The organism is Armatimonadota bacterium, assembly GCA_016789105.1.
In the GTDB taxonomy this organism is placed as follows: domain Bacteria; phylum Armatimonadota; class Fimbriimonadia; order Fimbriimonadales; family Fimbriimonadaceae; genus UphvI-Ar2.
This window is the reverse complement of sequence record JAEURN010000008.1, coordinates 349,288-367,385: the sequence shown is the minus strand read 5'-3', so window position 1 is coordinate 367,385 and position 18,098 is coordinate 349,288. Positions and strand designations below refer to the sequence as shown.

General features: G+C 57.7%; 19 protein-coding genes and 1 tRNA gene. 17 read left to right on the top strand and 3 right to left on the bottom strand.

Going from position 1 to position 18,098, the window contains the following annotated elements:
- The first annotated feature begins 35 nt into the window (after window positions 1-35).
- The 10 genes from JNM28_10295 to JNM28_10250 all read left to right on the top strand — a co-directional run bounded on the left by JNM28_10295 (window position 36) and on the right by JNM28_10250 (window position 9,120).
- Window positions 36-1,388, top strand: a complete 1,353-nt coding sequence (locus JNM28_10295; GenBank protein ID MBL8068829.1) for an ABC transporter substrate-binding protein — start codon at window positions 36-38, stop codon at window positions 1,386-1,388.
- Window positions 1,385-2,323: a sugar ABC transporter permease gene (locus JNM28_10290; GenBank protein MBL8068828.1), complete on the top strand. Its 939-nt coding sequence runs from the start codon at window positions 1,385-1,387 to the stop codon at window positions 2,321-2,323. The genes JNM28_10295 and JNM28_10290 overlap by 4 nt, the downstream gene beginning before the upstream one ends.
- Window positions 2,324-2,327: 4 nt before the next feature.
- The gene (locus JNM28_10285; protein ID MBL8068827.1) at window positions 2,328-3,200 is read left to right on the top strand and encodes a carbohydrate ABC transporter permease; all 873 of its coding nucleotides are present in this window, start codon (window positions 2,328-2,330) and stop codon (window positions 3,198-3,200) included.
- Window positions 3,197-3,712 carry an AAA family ATPase gene (locus tag JNM28_10280; protein ID MBL8068826.1) on the top strand — a complete coding sequence of 172 codons (516 nt, stop codon included), beginning with the start codon at window positions 3,197-3,199 and terminating at the stop codon, window positions 3,710-3,712. Before JNM28_10285 ends, JNM28_10280 begins: the two co-directional genes overlap by 4 nt.
- Window positions 3,713-3,750: 38 nt before the next feature.
- Complete coding sequence (locus tag JNM28_10275) at window positions 3,751-5,577, top strand: cellulase family glycosylhydrolase (GenBank protein MBL8068825.1); 1,827 nt, start codon at window positions 3,751-3,753, stop codon at window positions 5,575-5,577.
- Between the two features lie 41 nt (window positions 5,578-5,618).
- Window positions 5,619-5,876, top strand: a complete 258-nt coding sequence (locus JNM28_10270; protein ID MBL8068824.1) for a hypothetical protein — start codon at window positions 5,619-5,621, stop codon at window positions 5,874-5,876.
- Window positions 5,873-6,919 (top strand): LacI family DNA-binding transcriptional regulator, encoded by a 1,047-nt coding sequence (locus JNM28_10265; protein MBL8068823.1) that lies wholly within the window; start codon window positions 5,873-5,875, stop codon window positions 6,917-6,919. Before JNM28_10270 ends, JNM28_10265 begins: the two co-directional genes overlap by 4 nt.
- Window positions 6,920-6,948: 29 nt before the next feature.
- Window positions 6,949-7,848, top strand: coding sequence for a prepilin-type N-terminal cleavage/methylation domain-containing protein (locus tag JNM28_10260; protein ID MBL8068822.1), 900 nt, complete (start codon window positions 6,949-6,951; stop codon window positions 7,846-7,848).
- A 152-nt stretch (window positions 7,849-8,000) separates the two neighbouring features.
- A complete protein-coding gene (locus JNM28_10255; protein MBL8068821.1) occupies window positions 8,001-8,849 on the top strand; it encodes a prepilin-type N-terminal cleavage/methylation domain-containing protein in 849 nt (282 codons plus the stop codon).
- Window positions 8,850-8,853: 4 nt separating this feature from the next.
- A complete protein-coding gene (locus JNM28_10250; GenBank protein ID MBL8068820.1) occupies window positions 8,854-9,120 on the top strand; it encodes a hypothetical protein in 267 nt (88 codons plus the stop codon).
- Between the two features lie 3 nt (window positions 9,121-9,123).
- Here the strand turns inward: JNM28_10250 and JNM28_10245 are convergent.
- Window positions 9,124-9,199 (bottom strand) — tRNA-Arg (locus tag JNM28_10245).
- A 206-nt stretch (window positions 9,200-9,405) separates the two neighbouring features.
- Between JNM28_10245 and JNM28_10240 the strand changes: the two genes are divergently transcribed.
- From JNM28_10240 to sdhA, 5 genes are all read left to right on the top strand, one after another.
- Entirely contained in the window at window positions 9,406-9,750 is a 345-nt protein-coding gene (locus JNM28_10240; GenBank protein ID MBL8068819.1) for a hypothetical protein, read from the top strand.
- Window positions 9,751-10,017: 267 nt separating this feature from the next.
- Entirely contained in the window at window positions 10,018-10,422 is a 405-nt protein-coding gene (locus JNM28_10235) for an ankyrin repeat domain-containing protein (GenBank protein ID MBL8068818.1), read from the top strand.
- 10 nt (window positions 10,423-10,432) lie between these two features.
- The gene (locus JNM28_10230; protein ID MBL8068817.1) at window positions 10,433-11,638 is read left to right on the top strand and encodes a (Fe-S)-binding protein; all 1,206 of its coding nucleotides are present in this window, start codon (window positions 10,433-10,435) and stop codon (window positions 11,636-11,638) included.
- A gap of 155 nt (window positions 11,639-11,793) precedes the next feature.
- Window positions 11,794-12,585, top strand: a complete 792-nt coding sequence (locus tag JNM28_10225; GenBank protein ID MBL8068816.1) for a GTP cyclohydrolase I FolE2 — start codon at window positions 11,794-11,796, stop codon at window positions 12,583-12,585.
- Window positions 12,586-12,898: 313 nt separating this feature from the next.
- The gene (gene sdhA / locus JNM28_10220) at window positions 12,899-14,818 is read left to right on the top strand and encodes a succinate dehydrogenase flavoprotein subunit (protein MBL8068815.1); all 1,920 of its coding nucleotides are present in this window, start codon (window positions 12,899-12,901) and stop codon (window positions 14,816-14,818) included.
- A gap of 124 nt (window positions 14,819-14,942) precedes the next feature.
- Here sdhA and JNM28_10215 read toward each other — a convergent pair whose 3' ends face one another.
- Window positions 14,943-15,512: a hypothetical protein gene (locus JNM28_10215; GenBank protein MBL8068814.1), complete on the bottom strand. Its 570-nt coding sequence runs from the start codon at window positions 15,510-15,512 to the stop codon at window positions 14,943-14,945.
- 98 nt (window positions 15,513-15,610) lie between these two features.
- On the opposite strand from JNM28_10215, the gene JNM28_10210 reads away from it, so the two are divergent.
- Together JNM28_10210 and JNM28_10205 are read left to right on the top strand one after the other, a co-directional pair.
- Window positions 15,611-17,017, top strand: a complete 1,407-nt coding sequence (locus JNM28_10210) for a PDZ domain-containing protein (GenBank protein MBL8068813.1) — start codon at window positions 15,611-15,613, stop codon at window positions 17,015-17,017.
- Window positions 17,018-17,097: 80 nt separating this feature from the next.
- Window positions 17,098-17,325: a (4Fe-4S)-binding protein gene (locus tag JNM28_10205; GenBank protein MBL8068812.1), complete on the top strand. Its 228-nt coding sequence runs from the start codon at window positions 17,098-17,100 to the stop codon at window positions 17,323-17,325.
- Here JNM28_10205 and JNM28_10200 read toward each other — a convergent pair whose 3' ends face one another.
- A complete protein-coding gene (locus tag JNM28_10200; protein ID MBL8068811.1) occupies window positions 17,326-18,078 on the bottom strand; it encodes a hypothetical protein in 753 nt (250 codons plus the stop codon).
- Window positions 18,079-18,098 lie beyond the last annotated feature (20 nt).

Below are 18,098 nucleotides of genomic sequence, written 5' to 3'. Positions count from 1 at the left end.
TCTGCCTCCCCCTCCATGCTAATCTAGCCAGGACGATGTTGTTGAACCACGTTGCGACCGCCGCCGCTGCCGCCCTTCTGGTCGGTTCTGTGGTTTTGAGCGAGTCCCTGGTCAAGCCCGAGCCCCGCAAAGATGGCCGGGTTGTGGTGACCTATTGGGAAAAGTGGAGCGATTTTGAAGCCGAGGCGATGCGCAAAGTCGTCGACAAGTTCAACAAGTCGCAAGACAAGATTTTCGTCGAGTTTTCCAGCGTTTCCAACGTGGCCGGCAAAACCCTTTTGGCCACCAGCGGAGGGATCCCGCCCGACATTGCCGGCTTGTTCGGGCCCAACGTCGCCCAGTACGCCTACAACAATGCGGTGATCCCATTGGACGAAATGGCGGCCGAAGCGGGGATCAAACGCGACAACTACATCCACCAGTATTACGATTTCTGCACATACCGCGGCCACCTGTGGGCGCTGCCAACCACCCCCGCATCAACCGCGCTCCATTACAACCGCAAGCTTTTGGCCGATTCCGGCTGGGATCCTAATTCCCCCCCTAAGACCCTGGAAGAGCTGACAAAATTGGACGAGATGGCCTTCAAAAAGGAAAACGGGGTCATTGTGCGCATGGGCTTCTTGCCGAGTGAGCCCGGCTGGTGGAACTGGGCTTGGGGCCCGATTTTCGGCGGGAAGTTTTGGAACGGCACCGACAGGATCACGATGACGGATCCCAACAACATCGAGGGCTACACCTGGATGGGGAGCTTTGCCAAGCGTTACGGTTCGGGGACGGTGCAGTCCTTCCAACAAGGGTTCGGGGGGTTCAACTCGGCCCAAAACGCTTTTATGGATAACAAAGTCGCCTGCGTTTTGCAAGGCGTGTGGATGGCCAACTTCATTGAAAAGCACAATCCGGACTTGGATTGGGGTGCGGCGCCGTTCCCTTACCCGGAGAAGCGGCCGGATCTTGCCAATTCCAGCCTGCTGGACCTGGACATTTTGGTGATCCCGGTTGGGGCCAAGCATCCCAAAGAGGCGTTCGAATTCATCAAGTTCGTGCAGCAACAAGAGAACATGGAGCTCCTCTGCCTTGGGCAAAAAAAGCATTCACCCCTGGCGCAAGTCAGCCCTGGGTTCTTTGAAAACCACCCGAACCCCAACATCGAACTCTTCCAGAATCTCTCCAAATCCGGGACGACTTTGGCCCCGCCAAAAACCCCGATCTGGCCGCAATGGAGCGACGAGATCAATACGATGGTGCAGAGCATCAATAGTGGATCCAAAACCCCCGAACAAGCCCTGCGCGACGTTCAAACGAAAATGCAACCGATTCTCGACAATTGCCTGCGCCATGAACGGGCGCTCGGCATCCAACCCCGCTCCGAGGACAACGGCGAATGAAACGCGGCAAGTTGGGCAACCAAACGCTGGCCGGGCTTCTGTTCGCCTCGCCCTGGCTGATCGGATTTACCGTCTTCCTGCTCTTCCCGCTGTTGGCATCGCTTTACAACAGCTTCACTGAGTACACGATTTTGACCCCACCGGTCTGGATCGGGGTCGAAAACTATGCAAACCTTTTGAAAGATGAGCTTTTTTGGAAAAGCTTGATCAATACGTTTCAATATGCCATTGTTGCGATTCCGGTGGGAACCGTTGCGGCCATCGGCATGGCGTTGCTGTTGAACCAAAAGGTGAAGGGCCAAGCGTTTTACCGGACGTTCTTCTTCCTTCCCAGCTTGGTTCCGGCCGTCCCGATGTCGATCCTGTGGCTTTGGATCTTCAATGGAGAAAACGGGATCATCAACTCGTTTGCGCGGCAGATCAACTTTGGCCCGATCGCCACATTGAACAAATCATTCGGCCTTTCGATCCCCCCGATCCCGATGCCCAACTGGTTGGGCGACGTCCACTTGGCCCGGTATGTGTTGGTGGTGATGGCCATTTGGGGCGTCGGCAACGCGATGGTCATCTACTTGGCCGGATTGCAGCAGGTGCCAGTATCGCTTTATGAAGCGGCCGATATCGATGGGGCCACGCCATGGCGAAAAACGTGGAAGATCACTTTGCCGATGTTGAGCCCGGTGATGATGTTCAACATCGTCATGGGCATCATCGGGTCGATGCAGGTTTTTGCCCAGCCTTACATCATGTTCCCGGGCGGAGCGCCAGAGCGCACCACCTACTTCTTCAGTGTGTACATCTATGACACCGCTTTCCGCGACAACAAGATGGGTTATGCCAGTGCCATGGGCTGGGTGATGTTCCTCATCATCATGGCCCTGACCTATTTCGCCATCAAATTCATGGACCGCCGGGTGCATTACGAGACCGCATAACGCCATGGCCAAGAAATCACTCAAACACCAGAACCTGACCAGCGTTGCGGTCGTCCACCTTGTCCTCATCGTCCTTTCGGCAATCTTCCTGATCCCGTTGATCTGGATGATTTCGACTTCTCTCAAAACCGAGCGTCAAGCCTCGGCCTTCCCGCCGGTCTGGATCCCCTCGCCGATAGTGTTGGAGAACTACAACACCGCCTGGACCTACAACCAAGAACAGATGCACGGCCAAGCGCCGATGCTGATTTATGCCCGCAACTCCTTGCTTATCGCGATTCTCGCCGTGAGCGGCACAGTGGTCTCCAACGCGATCGTGGCCTATTCGTTCGCCCGGCTCAAGTGGCCCGGCCGCGACCTTGCCTTTGCCGTGACCCTGGCCACGATGATGGTTCCGTTCCCGGTTTTGATGGTGCCCCTGTTCGGCATGTTCAAAGAATTCGGGTGGGTCGGCACCTTCCGCCCGCTGTGGATCCCAGCGTGGTTTGGTGGCGCGTTCAACATCTTTTTGCTCCGCCAATTTTTCCGCACGATCCCATTTGAACTCTCAGAAGCGGCCAAAATCGACGGCTGCAGCGAATGGGGGATTTTCTACAAAGTCGTTGCCCCATTGGCCAAACCGGCCCTTGCCGTCGTTGCCCTCTTTAGTTTCATGTTCGTGTGGAACGACTTTTTGGCCCCGTTGCTCTATTTGCAAAACCAAGACACCTGGACCTTGGCCATCGGCTTGCAGGCGTTCCGTTCCCAGGCCGGTTCGGCCCCCATCCATCTCCAAATGGCGGCTTCCACCATGGTGGTCGCGCCCATCATCATCCTGTTCTTCTTTGCCCAAAAGCAGTTCATCCAAGGGATCGCGACCAGCGGGCTAAAAGGGTGACCCTGCTCATTGGAGGGGGATCGTGTTCCGGCAAATCCACGTTGGCCCGTGCGATATCGGCGGAAACCGGGTGGCCGGTGATCCATTTGGACGCGTTTTTCCGGCGGGGCCAACTTGGCGCCCCCATGATCGAGATCGATGGGGAATCCGTTTTCGACTGCAACCATCCGGACACTATCGACCTGAAATCGGCTTTGGAAGCCATCCGCAAAACGCCGGAACCCCGGATCATAGAAGGGCACTTCGCCTTGACCTACCCTGAACTGCGTGAGCTGGCCACCCAATCGGTTTTTGTGGATTGCCCAGCAGAAATCCGCGAGGCGAGGCGTTTGGCGCGGGATTGCCCGTCAAAGGGGACGGAGGCGCAGGTATTGGCTTATTACCGGGCGTGCGCCGTTCCTGGATTTGAGAAATACATCTGGCCCTCGCGCCAGCACGCCGACCTTGTCGTGGACGGTTCATCGGCAGCCATGCCGCATCTTGAGTCGCTGACCAAAATCCTGTCCATTTAGCGGTTGACGCCAATGATAAATCGTTGTATCATAGCCGAATGGCGTTAGCTTCCTTGAGTTTGGCGGTCGCCTTGGCATCACCTCTCCCCAAATTGCCGGCTTTGCAAGTTCAAGGTAGCCAATTGGTGAATCCTGCGGGCAATGTAGTGCTCCTTAAAGGGACAAACCTCGGCAACTGGTTCGTGATCGAACCCTGGATGCTAGGCTGGACGGAAGGGGAATCGCAAATCGGCGACCAGTACGAGATCGAAGCGACTTTGGCCAAGCGATTCGGTGAATCTGAGAAGAACCGACTAATGGATCTCTACCGGTCGAACTGGATCCGGCCGCGCGACTTCAAAGTTATCAAATCATTTGGGATGAATGTGGTTCGCCTCCCGATGAACTACCGCTTGTTCGAGGACGATTCCAACCCATACCACCTAAGAAAAGACGCCTTCAAATGGATCGACCGGGCGGTGGACATGGCCGCTGCGCAGGGCCTTTACACGATTTTGGACATGCATGGCGTCCAGGGCGGTCAATCGCCGTATGACCACACGGGCCATGCGGGTCAGAACCACCTGTGGGACAACCCGGAAAACCCCAAAAGGCTGGCGTGGCTCTGGGGTGAATTGGCAAAGAGGTACCGGTCCAACCCGGCCGTGGTCGCCTATGACGTCTTTAATGAGCCCTATGGTGGGTCGCACACCCAAATCAAGGCGGCATTTGCGCCGTGCTATTTGGCCATCCGTCAATTCGACCCCGACAAGTTGATTTTTGCCATGGGGTCGTATGACGGCTTTTCGTTCTATGGCACTCCCACTGAAAACGGGTGGCACAACGTGGGGTACCAAATGCACTATTATCCCGGGCTGTTTGGTGGTGGCGACCCGTCGCCGGAAACCCATGCAGACCACATCGCAGGCCTCGCAAGCGTGGCTGAAGAGGCCAAACGGTTCCAGGGCCCGTTTTTGGTCGGCGAGATGAACGTTGTCTTCAAATCTGCCGGCGGCGGGCCGTTGATGCGGAGATATTTTGATCTCCATGCCGGCTATGGATGGCATACAACAATGTGGGCGTACCGCCTGAACAAGCCGGATGCCAAGCCGGAGGAAGACTCTTGGGGGATGGTCGTTAACCAAAACCCAACGCCCCGGATCTCGATCAAATCCAGTTCAAAGTCGGCGATCGAGACGTTCTTCAAATCCCTCGGTGAGATGGAGCTGAGGGTCAACGAGCCCTTGCGTCGGGCCATGACGGCAAAATCGCCGCCTGCGGTTTCGCTGCCCAAACCGCCAAAGCGCAGAACCGTCGCCCCCAAGGGGGTTATTCCCGGTTGGAATTTAGATGAAATCGGGACGGATATACCAGGCGGGGTGGAAGAATTGGGCCAGGATCGGTTTGCCGTCTACGGCGCTGGGGCCGACATTTGGGGACAGCAAGATGCCTTTGTATTTCTGAATCAGCGGGTGGTCGGTGATTTTTCTATCCAGGTTGAAGTCACCGGCTTGGAACGGATTGAAGCGTACAGCAAAGCCGGGCTCATGATCCGGTCTACGACTGCCCCTGGGAGCCCCCATGTGCTCCTCTCCCTGTTCCCGAGCGGTGAAGTCCAAATGGCCGTGCGTCAAGCCGCCGGTGATAGCACCGAAGGATTTGGGGATGTGGGGAAATTGGAGTTTGGAAAGGCGTGGCTGCGCCTTACCCGGAAAGCCAATTTCGTGATTGGCCAGATTTCCACTGATGGACGCTCTTGGCGCACGGTGAAAAAGGTCGCGGTACCCGGATGGCCGGAAGAAGTGATGGCGGGAGTGGTCTCCCTTTCCCACCGTCCGGGGTGGCTCGCCCGGGCCGAGTATCGGGGCGTGAATATTCAAAAATGACGCACACAATGATGATAAAACGTTGTATCATAATCAAAGAGATGAAGAGTCCAGTTCAAATCGCATTCGGCTGTTTGGTTGCCGTTTCCATCTTCGCGCTATTGGGCGGATGCGACAACTCGGAGGTCAGCCGCACGGTGAAGCCAGCTGAGATTCAAGAATCCAACACTCGCCGGGCCGCTGAGATCGATAAGTTGAACATCCCCCAAGCCCAGAAAGACCAGATGAAGGCCCACTTGGGCGGCAACAGTGCGGCTCCGGCCAACACTGGCCAGCCGGGGGGCCCGGAGGGACGTTGAAAAACCGCCTGCCCGAAACCGTGACCCTAAAGCAAGTCGCCGCGAAAGCCGGCGTCTCGGTCACGGCTGCTTCGAGCGTGCTCAACCGCAAGAACCCCAACATTAGGATTTCTGCCGATAAGGCGCTTTTGATCCAAAAGGTAGCCGAGGATCTCCATTACGTGCCAAACGGGCTCGCCAGTTCGTTGCGCACCAACCGAACCCAGAATATTGGGTTGGTCTTTGAAAACTTTGGCGCCATCACCGACGGCATGTTTTATGTCGAATTGCTGGATGGGGTCGCCCAAGAACTCTTCAAGAACAAATACCGCCTGACGATCTTGCCGGAGGTTGACCGCGAAGCCCCGCTCAATTCCTTGGGCAACGGAACCTTGGATGGCGTCATTTGGTGCAAATTGCCCCAATCGCCCGATGTCCTCAAGATCTTGAAGCATTCAAATATTCCTTTCATCGCCCTCCATGCGCGGCCTTCGAAGGGGCATGAAGCAGCGGCCTATGTCTCTTCCGACAACGTCGGGGGGGCAAAACTGGCCGTGGAGCACCTGGCTTCGTTTGGGCACGAGAAAATCTTGTTCGTCCTCGAACAATTCGAAGAAGACGTTCCTGACGCTGAGGCGCGGTTGGAAGGGTTCCTGGCCGGCTGCAAGGAGCAGGGACTTGCGGTTTCTGCCGAAGACATCCAGGTTTGGGGCCGCGACATGGCTGATTTTGATCAATGGCACGCCGAAAGGCCCCCGCACACTGCGATCATCGCCTGGAACGAGCGCTCGGCAGCGGCCATCCTCTCCCGTTGCCGCGACTGCGGCGTCCCGGTGCCGGACCGCTACAGCGTCATGGGGTTCGACTCCACCCCGTTCGCCGAGATGACCGTCCCGCCTTTGACTTGCATCCACCAGCCTATCCGCCAGATGGCCGGTACTGCCGTCCAGCTCCTACTGGATCGGCTCAACCACGACAACCCCGTCAAAGATGTCGAGTTCCCGATGGAGCTCGATGTCCGCGCCTCGACCGGCCCAGTACGGCCATCCATTTTCACTGCCTGAAAAATCAATCCTCGAAGTAGAGAACTGCTATGAAACGAGCCTTCACACTCATCGAACTGCTGGTGGTTATCGCCATCATCGCCATCTTGGCTGCCATCTTGTTCCCGGTTTTTGCGCAAGCAAAGGTCGCGGCCAAGAAAACCCAGTCCCTCTCCAACGTCAAGCAGATCGCGACGGGAGTCATGATCTATGCCACCGACTACGACGACCTGAACGCGATGAGCGAATATGGTCATGGCGACACCCAGATTTTGTGGTACGCCACCTGCAACCCGTACATCAAAAACGGCCGCACTTACCTGAACCCCGTCTCTGGTGTTGTTCAAAGCGCGGGGGTTGATGGGATTTGGCGGTCGCCGTCTTTTCCGCAAAACGCTTCTGCGAACCCGGCCGATTGGGAGCAGGCGCAAGTCGGCGGGATGAGCTACGGCCTCCACCTGTCGATCTTCGCCTCCAACTACAACTCGGACCAGAGCTGGTACCCCGCCGCCCAGGTGAAGCCTTCATTGAGCCAAACCCAGCTGGACAACCCGGCTGACAAAGTCATGATGATGGAAAAGGGCGCCAACGTCACTTGGGCCTATCCTTGGTTCCACCCGTGGCAACAAATGTGGATTGGTTCCATCGCGACGACCCCGGGTAACGAAGCGACGATCACCCGCGACGGGGTGGATGTTTACACTCCGGGAACTACGGTTTACGATCCTCGGTTCGATACGGATTGCAATGCGACAACCAACGGCAACTGGGAATGCGCCGCCCACGCCCGCTACCGGTTTGCGCAAACCGCCCCCATGACGTTCATGGACGGCCACGCGAAGGCGATCAAGAAAGGGGCCATCAAGTGGTACCAAAACCTCTTTGTGCGGCGCGGCGATGCGGCCGGTTCCTGGACCTACTGGTACTTGGACGGAGCCGTCCCCTACTAGGTTCCCTTCCACCCTTGGACACGGTTGGCCCCTTTGCACCAGGCGGGGGGCCGCCGTTTTTTTGTGGCTCTTGCTGATCTGAGACCATCAATGGTGACCTTCTACCAACGAAAATTGGCGGAACCCAAGGCCATTCAAGATAGAACAAGGGCATGGCCTATCCAAACCGCGTCCGCGCCTTCACCCTCATCGAGCTCCTGGTAGTCATCGCCATCATCGCCATCCTCGCCGCCATCCTGTTCCCGGTTTTTGCGCAGGCAAAAGTCGCGGCAAAGAAGACCGCCGACCTCAGCAACATCAAGCAGATCGGCACGGGCGTGATGATCTATCTGGCCGATTACGACGACACTTACCCTCAAGTGTGCTGGTGGAACTCCCAAACCGGCTCCTATTGGATGTGGAGCAACCGGGCCGTGACCGGGCCGTACATCAAAAACCGGCAGATCTTGTCCAGCCCTTCCCGATCACAATCGACTGTGGCCATTTCCGCCGGTGCCCTGCCCAATGGGGAAACATCGGCCCCCAGCCGCAGCTACTTTGTCAACAGCCTCTTTCGAACGAGTGCCACCCCTAACGGGCAGTTGATGTTCGGCCCCACCTGGCCATCCGGCAAGGAAGTCCAGGGCCCGTTTGGATTCACCAACAATGTGGGGAGCGTTGAAAACATCTCTTCGTCCCAAACGGCCATCGACCAAGTTTCAGACTTGTTCGTCGTCTTGAACGGAGCCGAGGACATCGAATCGGCTTATGGGGCAGCCGCCCCCAACACGGAGATCTATTGGAACAACTACTTTGAGTTCTGGAATGGCCTCGATGCCCTTTCATGGGCTCAAGGGAACTATTACGGCACGGCCAACGCCAGCGCAAAACGGGCCTGGCAGCAGTTTGCCAACGGGAACAATTTTGGCCGGGCTGATTCGAGCGCCAAATTTTTCCGGCCAGCCGCGCTCTTCAAAGGCGCATTTCTGGATCCCAAGTACTTTGTCGTCCAACCCAACTGAGGCGATGGCTGCCCGCCTTGCCCTCATGATTCTGTTTGCCCTCGGGCTGGCCGGTTGCCAGCCCGAACCGGGGCTGGATAAGGGATCTGCTGCCGAAGTCGGCGCCGACACACTAACGGATGCGATGGAGGAATCAGGTGGCATCTGGGACAAAGTGAGCCCGGCCCACCAGCAGAAATTGGCCGAAATCTATGGCAGCGAACAACTTGCCCGGGAAGCCATTGAGCGCACCAAAGCGGTCAAGGATGCGCAAACTCCACTTGGGAGGTGAAATTGGCGACCCCGGCGCGATTCGAACGCGCGGCCAACGGCTTAGAAGGCCGTTGCTCTATCCACTGAGCTACGGGGCCATGCTTGTCAACCTCCCGAGTGTACCAAGGGGTTTCCTGCCGGCCCGACAAGCCGGGATCTCCGCCATGGCGATCTTTTTTATATAAATTTGCAATAACTTGGAACTGCGATAATATTGCATTATGTTGTGCCGTTTTGAGCATTGCGGAAATTGCCGGCAGGCAAGAGGCCGCATCTCTAGGAAGAAACTCATGAACAAACACTTTTGGGCAACCCTGGCCGCCGGTTTGGCGCTGATGTCTTTCGCTGCGGCCCAAACCCAGCCGAAGGGCACGACATCCCCCTCCAAGGGCACGGCCAGTTCCACAACCAAAAAGCCGGCCGCCAGCCCATCCCAAGCGGGCAAGGGCAAACCCGCGGCAACAAACAAACCGGCTTCGGCCAAAAAACCTGCTGCGACCTCCAAGGGCAAATCAACATCCAAATCAACTTCCAAAAAGTCGACCCGTCGGACCCCGGCGCGGGATCCGAAAACCGGAAGGTTCGTCTCTACAAAGAAGCCGGGTACCGCCAAGCCCGCGTCCACAACCAAACCCAAGACATCGGCTAAGCCCACATCCACGGCTAAACCGAAGTCTACGGCTAAGCCCAAGGCGACAGCCCCTAAAACGTCTGGAAACCACTAACCAGTCGGGCGTTCTTGCCTCCACATCAAAGGGTCGGCGGATTCCGCCGGCCTTTTCCAATATCTGGAACATCCGGCACCAGAAACCCATAGACTAGATATATGCCGATATCCCGCCGCGAATTGCTGGCTACCGCCGCCGCGACATCACTGACTTCCCTCCCGGTTCTGTCCATCGCGCAAGATAAACCGGTGCCGCCGCCCCTCAACCCGGATTTGGTGCGGGACTTTGTCATTGCCGCCCACAAGTCGCTGGATGCCGTCAAGCCGCTGTTGGAAGAAACCCCGGCCCTCTTGAACGCAACCATTGATTGGCGGGCGGGAGATTTTGAATCGGCGATTGGTGGCGCGGGGCACATGGGGCATCGGGACATCGCGCAATTCTTAATTGAAAAAGGCGCCCGGACAGACCTTTTTGTTCACACGATGCTCGGCCACACAGATGTGGTGCGCCCTATGCTCACCCGCTACCCGCAGATGGTGGAGTGCAAAGGCCCCCACGGGATCTCGTTGGCCCGGCATGCCGAGGCGGGCGGGGAGCCCGCCAAAGAGCTTTTGGATTTCATCAAGTCTTTGATCCGGTCGGCAAAGCTGTAGACTGCTGGCAATGTCCAAGCTGACGGAACTCGCGGCACGGTGCATCCGGTGCGGCTTCTGCATCGAGTCTTGCCCGACTTTCCAGCTGACGGGCGACGAGAGCCAATCCCCACGTGGCCGCATCTCGCTGGCCCGTCAAGCGGAAGAATCCGGGGTTTGGGATGACACGACGCGTTCGGCGTTGGACACCTGCCTTGGTTGCCGGGGATGCGAAACGGCTTGTCCTTCCGGAGTCCAATATGGCGAGATCATCGAACTCGCTCGGGCGGCGATGCCCAGGCAACGGTGGTTGGAAGAACCCTTTTTGGCCTCTTTGACGAACCCTGCGGCCGCCCGGGCCCAGTTCGCCCTGGGCGGACTGATCCCAGGGGGACGCCTCCCGGGTGTGGTTTCCCGGATGCTCACGGGATCATTGCCGGAAGCCGAGATTCCCCGATTGCCGGATCCGGCCGAGTTCCCCCTCTTGCCCTCTGGTTCTCTGCCACCGGTGGTTGGGGAGGTTTACCTGTTGGAAGGATGTGTGATGCGCGTCCTCTACCCGGATGTGCATCAAGCGTTGCGGCGGCTCCTCCGGCGCATCGGGTTCACTGTCCGCGAGGTGCGGCAAGGGTGCTGCGGGGCCTTGCACGCCCATTCAGGGTTTTTGGATGAAGCCGAATCCCGCGCCCAAGCACTTGGGGAGGCTTTCCCCGACGAACTGCCGCTGCTTGTCGATTCCGCCGGCTGCGGAAGCACCATCAAAGGATACGGGACGGTGGTCGGTAAAGGGCTTGAAGGGTTGGCCGCCCGCACTTGGGATGCCACGGAATTCCTACTGGCCAACGGGCTGGCCCCCATCTTAGCCGAAAGCCCCGGACTCCCCGGCATGCGCATCGCCTACCACGAGGCCTGCCACCTCGTCCACGGCCAAAAGGTAAGCGCAGAACCGAAAACCCTGTTGGCTTCCATCCCGGGGGTCGAGTTGGCACCCTTGGCCGAAGCCGACCTGTGTTGTGGCTCGGCCGGGACATACAATGTCTTCCACCCTCAATACGCCCGGCGGCTTCTGGACCGGAAATGGGCCAACATCGCCGCGACAGGAGCCCAGATTGTGGCCATGGGCAACCCGGGTTGCCAGTCGTGGATAGCCCAGGCCGCCCGGGAGAACGGTTCGGCGATCCGGGTTGCCCACACGCTCTCGGTTCTCGAATCTTCCTTTAGCGGGCTGACAGTCTAGGGTGTGGCCGGGCAATCCGCCCTCCCGCCGGGAATCTTTTGCGGGCGCCCAGGCTTTGGTCACATGGCAGGCTAACCCCTGGTGCATTGCCGGCGTAGGCAAGACTGCGGGTCACCGGCCTTTGGGGCATTACAATGGGTGGCACGACAAATCCGATGGATCACATTCAATCGCAAGACCTCCCCGACATCCAAAAAACTCCGGACAAACGAAACATCGCAATCGACCGGGTCGGGGTGCGCAAAGTCAAGTTTCCGATTGCGGTGCTGGATCGCGCAAATGAGTGGCAGCACACAATCGGCGAGTTCACCCTGACCGTGGATCTGCCAAGCGAGTTCAAAGGCACCCACATGAGCCGGTTTTTGGAAGTCTTGAACGAGCACGGCAAAGAGGTCAGCGTGGAAGCCCTGCCCCGGTTGCTCGAGAAGATGCGAGACCGCCTGAAGGCACAAAAAGCTCATGTCGTCGTGGAATTCCCGTTCTTTATGGAAAAGGCGGCGCCGGTGACCGGCAAGACGGGAATGATGCAGTTCGACTGCGGGTTCAACGCGCAAATCAACGGCACCTACCAAGTCGAGATGTTTTTGAAGGTTCCGGTGGCCACCCTTTGCCCCTGCAGCAAAGAAATCAGCCAATATGGGGCGCACAACCAGCGGGGGTGGGTTTCTGTCCGGCTCAATTCTAACGGCCATGTTTGGCTTGAAGAAGTCATCGAGATGATCGAGTCATCGGCATCATGCGCCCTGTACCCGGTGCTCAAGCGCCCCGATGAAAAGTTTGTGACCGAAACCGCCTACGAAAACCCCCGGTTTGTGGAGGATATGGTTCGGGAAGTCGCCCTCAAGTTCGACTCTGATCCGCGGATCACCCGGTACAGCATAGAAGTGGAAAACGAGGAGTCGATCCATGCCCACAACGCCTATGCCTTTTTGGAACGGGAAAAGTAAAGGCCGCCCGTGGCCGGTAAGGGGAGAGCAAAACCGACTCGGTGCGGCAATCCCTACTATACGGCCATCCGGACCCTGGCGTCTTGCCGAGAGTTGCCGGGAATTCGAACCCGCTTGCCGACTCCCTATAAAAAAGAAAGTTGGGGTGCAAAACATGCTTATATCAAAACATTTTTCGTTCATAGATCTGCAACGGGGGCAAATGGGGAGCCCATCGGATTCAGTCGAAAGGCCCATGTTGGAAGTGATAGGTACACTCGTTCCAATGGGTGGATCGGGCGCAAACGTCGCCCCCCTTACCGGATAGAAGTCAATGGCTGCAGAACGGACCGTCATCGTAGTTGGAGGGGGCCTTGCCGGCCTCATGACGACCATGAAGCTCGCGGAGGCGGGGCACAAAGTCAAGCTGTTCTCGGTTGTCCCGGTCAAACGCAGCCACAGCGTGTGTGCCCAAGGGGGGATCAACGGGGCCGTGAACTTGCGCGGCGAGGGCGACAGCCCCTATCTCCACTTTGAAGACACCATCACCGGTGGCGACTTCTTGAACCACCAGCCGCCGGTGATGCGGATGGCCGAACGGGCTCCGGCGATCATCTACCTGCTGGACCGCATGGGGGTGCCGTTCAACCGCACAAACGAAGGGTTGCTGAGCTTCCGGCGATTTGGGGGGACGTTGAAACACCGCACCGCCTATGCCGGGGCGACGACTGGACAGCAGTTGCTTTATGCGTTGGATGAACAGGTCCGCCGCTATGAAGCCAGCGGGCAAGTCGAAAAATACGAGGGCTGGGAGTTTGTCGGCCTCATCAAAGACGAAAAAGGTGTTTGCCGGGGGGTTGTGGCGCAAAACCTCAGGAACATGGCCATCGAGGCATTCACTGCCGATGCCACGGTGATGGCCACCGGGGGCAACGGGGTGATTTTTGGCCGCTCCACCAATTCCATCATCAACACGGGCTCGCCGGTGAGCATCTGCTACCAGCAGGGCGCGGTTTATGGGAACCCAGAGATGGTTCAAATCCACCCGACCGCCGTTCCCGGCGAAGACAAATGCCGGTTGATGAGCGAATCGGTTCGCGGAGAAGGTGGGCGCTTGTGGGTGCCGCGCAATGTGGACGATAGCCGCAAACCGTTCGACATCCCAGAAGCCGACAGATGGTATTTCTGCGAGGAGCTGGATCCGGTCTACGGGAACTTGCTCAGCCGCGACCTGGTGAGTTTCATCATCTATTGCGTCTGTCGCAAGGGCATGGGTTACAAAGGTCGCCAACAGGTGTTTTTGGACATCACCCACTTGCACCACAAAAAAGGGATGTCGCGAGAACTGATCCAAGACAAGTTGGGCGGCGTCTTGGAAATCTACGAAAAGTTCATGCGCGAGGATCCCATTGACACCCCAATGCGCATCTATCCCGCCGTGCATTACACCATGGGCGGATTGTGGGTGGACTATGAAACCACGGGCAACGAAACGGCATTGGATGTGGATTCTGCCCGCAACCAAATGACCAGCATCCCCGGGCTTTATGCCGCCGGGGAATGCGAATACCAATACCACGGGGCCAACCGGCTTGGGGCCAACGCCTTGCTCACCTGCCTCACCGGTGGCGAACTCACCGCCCTCGGCGTGCTTGCTTACCTCCGTAACCTGGATGTCTCGCATGACGACCTGCCCAGCTCGCTGGCCGAAGAGGCCAAGCGATTCCGGCAGGCCGAATATGAAGGGCTCAAGGCTGCCAAGGGTACTGAAAACCCCTATCAGCTTTCGGCCGAACTGGCCGAAACTATGTGGAACTATTGCGGCATCTGGCGGCTGCAAAGCGAATTGGAAGGGGCAAAATCCAAGCTTGCCGAACTCAAGCAACGGGCCGACCAATGCAATTTGCTCGATGCGGGCAACTGGTCCAATCAGGCCGTTCCCTTCACTCGCACGCTCAAGCATATGATCGAAATGAGCGAGGCGATTGTTGGCGGGGCCCTGTTGCGGGACGAATCTCGCGGCGCGCACTTCAAGCTCGACACGCCGGAGCGGGACGACAACAAATGGTTGGTTACCACCAAGGCGTCGTGGACTCCCAGCGGCCCGACATTCGATTTCAACGAAAAGGTCGATTGCCGCGCCCTTTCGCCCCGCCCGCGCAAATACAAGATCAACCAGAACTCGGTCGCTCGGTTCATCCTCGGCGACGATGTGTTGCCCAAAAAGAAAGAAACGGCGACCCCTGGCGACTAGGCGTCGGTGCCAACGACCGGGCTTTCAAGAATCCCGCCAGGTGCATGTGCGGTCGGCATCGCCGTGGCTACTGGAAGACGACGGCCACGTCAATGCTGGGGCCCTTGAGCCGCCAGGTTGGTTGTCAGATGTCTTTTTGCACGGCTTCCGTCCACGATTTGCCAGATTCCGGCGGGCTTTCCACCCATCGGCGGACAGTCTTGAGCCACTCGATCCGGGCTTTGGTCTCGTAAATGGTCGAGAGGGTGGCCAACACCCCAAAGTAGTCCCCAATTTCCTCGTTTTGCGGCAACAGCGCATAACAAGTCTCCAAAAATTGTTGGAGTCCGGCGATCGACCGGTCGATGAAGTCGAGGCGCTCTCCCGGCTCGACAACTCCCAGGAAGAAAAACCTCAACCGGAGCAGATCGGCCGAGTGGGCGATGTCCCCCATGGGAACGGCAGCCGTGATCCAACGCTTCAATTGCGCGACGCCTTCAGGCGTCACAGAAATGTGATCTTCCTGCACCTTTTCCAAATATCCGAACCCGATCAGCCGCTTTGAAACCGAATAGGCAGCCCCCGCCCGGCCCTTGTGGAACGAAGAAGCCGAAAGAGACAGTTCCTTCATGACGGAGTAGACCGTGCAGGGGCCCCGCAGCCAAGCGAGGCCCAAAAAGGTCAGTTCCAAATTGGAAAGCGGTCGACAAGACATGTCCGAGGTCTAAATTAGCATCTTCAAGCGAAAAAACCGATTGGACGGAACCAAGGCCCTTTGATCGAGTGTATTACAATTTGTAATAAGAGACGCAAATGACTTTCCTCCCGCTCCTTGCCCTCACCCAAATTTCGATTGTCCATCAGAATGCACCTTCTGTAGAGACGCCGCCAGCCGCCGTGGTTGGCCAAGAACTCCAGCAAGACGGGTTGCCGCGCCGCGGGGCGCTCGGTTTGTCGTTCACTCCCATGCCTCCGGAAAAGGCGGCGGGTTTCGGCCTGTCCGAAGGCCAAGGTCTGGTGTCCCAACAGCCTGCCCCCGACCTCACGGCAGACAAGATGGGCGTCAAGGCGGGCGACATCATCCTCCGGTTGAACGGCGATCCGGTATCCGCCCAGTCAATCGGGCGGGTCATTCGGGAGATCCCGGCTGGTTCGGAACTCACTTTTCGCATCGTTCGCAACGGCAAGCAATCAGACCTCAGGGGCAAGCTGCTAGAAAAACCCCGCGACCCGGGCAATGGTAATTTCCAGGTCATCTACAGCCATGTTGTGAGCCACGGGCAAAAGATGAGGACGATCATCACGGTGCCCAAAAGTGCGGGCAAGCACCCTGGCTTCATGTTCATCCAAGGCTTCTCTCCGATTTCTTACGACTATGTGTTAGAAAAGGCGACTGGGGATGTCCAAACTCTCGACGGTCCAATCCTGTTTGAGTTCGCGAACTCGGACTTTGTCACGATCCGGGTTGAAAAGCCTGGCGTGGGCGATAGCGAGGGGGGCCCCTTTGCCGAACTGGATTACATCACCGAGCTCGATATCTATCGGCAAACGCTCTTGCAGCTCAAGTCTTTGCCTAATGTGGATACCGAGAACGTGTTTATTTTTGGGCATAGCATGGGGGGATCGTTCGGGCCGATGATTGCAGCCGAAATCCCTGTCAAGGGGCTCGCCATCTACGGGGCGGCGGCCCGGACGTGGTTCGAGTACCTCTTGGACACAATCCGGTACCAAGGGCTGGTGGGCGGCGACAGCTATGAATCAGCCGATGAGGTGACGCGGCAAGGCGCGCGGATGATGGCCTTGGTGATGCTGGAAGACAAATCTCCCGAAGAGGTTAAGGCATCCCACCCCGATCTGGCCCCGTTGGTGGATTCGTTCTTTCCTGGCGGGATGTTCAACGGCAAGTCGCTCTCGTTTTGGCGTCAGTTGGGCCAAATCAACTTTGCTTCTTACTGGGCCAAGTGCAATGCCCGCGTCCTTGCCGTTAGGGGTCAGAGCGATTTCGTTACCTACGATGCCGATCACCGGCTCATGGCTGACATCGTCAACCGCGCTCACCCGGGCTGGGGGGAATTTGCCATCGCGCCGAATTCCGACCACTTGTTCCACAACTTCCCATCAGAGCAGGAGAGCATGAAGAACTTCCAGCGCGGCAAATTCAATCCCGCCTTTACCAAGATGATGAAGGACTGGATCACGCGGGTCATGGCTTCAGATTGATGGCCTGGCTAACCCGTCGGTGGATTGGTGGTGGAGTTAAATTGCGACGACTTTCCCCGATTTGGCCTAAAATCCAAGAAATGCCCAAAGAAACCCACAGCTATTCCAATGGCGAGGTCACGGTCATCTGGCGGCCCAAGGTGTGCATCCATTCGGCCAAATGCGCCTTGGGCCTGCCTCAAGTCTTCCAACCGCGCGAAAAACCGTGGATCAAAATTGACCAAGCCACTACCGAGCAAATCAAAGCCCAGGTGGATCAATGCCCGTCGGGGGCTTTGAGCTGGGTGCCGGTTCACCCCGGCGATTGATCAGTCGTACCAGCCCACGAGTGTGATCGCCAACTCGACCGAACCCCGTGATGGCGCATCCAGGAGGCTGGTCGAAACAAAACCGCTGCCCCCGCCGGTTTGGCCGATGAAATTGTAGATGCCGTAGTTGAACAGGTAGGCAATCACCGGGTCGCCGTTGCGGTCGTAATCCACGGGGATCGTCGCTTCGACGTGGCGGATTTCACGTTGGTAAGTCCAAGGGTCGACCCAGAGGTCGGTTTCGCAGATGGCAAGGTGGTTTTGGGCGTAATCCGCGAATGTTGAGGATTGCAAGACTTTGCCCAGCTGGCTTGGGCGGGCCATCGAAATGTCGCATTGCGCATAGGCTGGGTACCCCTGAAGGTCGGATTCCACAACGGCTTTGATTTTGATATTGACCCGGACGGCCTTTGTGGTTTGGGGCAATCCGATTTGCTCGAACGACCCGTTGACAAAACGACCCTGCCGGAGGTTGATCAGCCCATATATGCCGTATTGGGATTGGGTCGCGTATTGCTGCGAAACCCAGGGCGTCGCCGAGCTTTCGTGGTATTCAGGATAAGGCATCAAGATCCGTTGCCCGGGGGCCGAAGGGGTCGAAAATGTCCCGATCATGGCCGAATGGTTCGATGGGCCGTCATCCAGTAAGTGGTACACGCCCAATTCCCGGCTAGGTGGCGGCGTCTGGGCAAAGGCGGCAGCCGTGACCAGCAAGGCGGTGAGTGAAGTGAGTCCAAGTTTTTTGGGAATCATCGGCGGATCCTGCTTCCAGT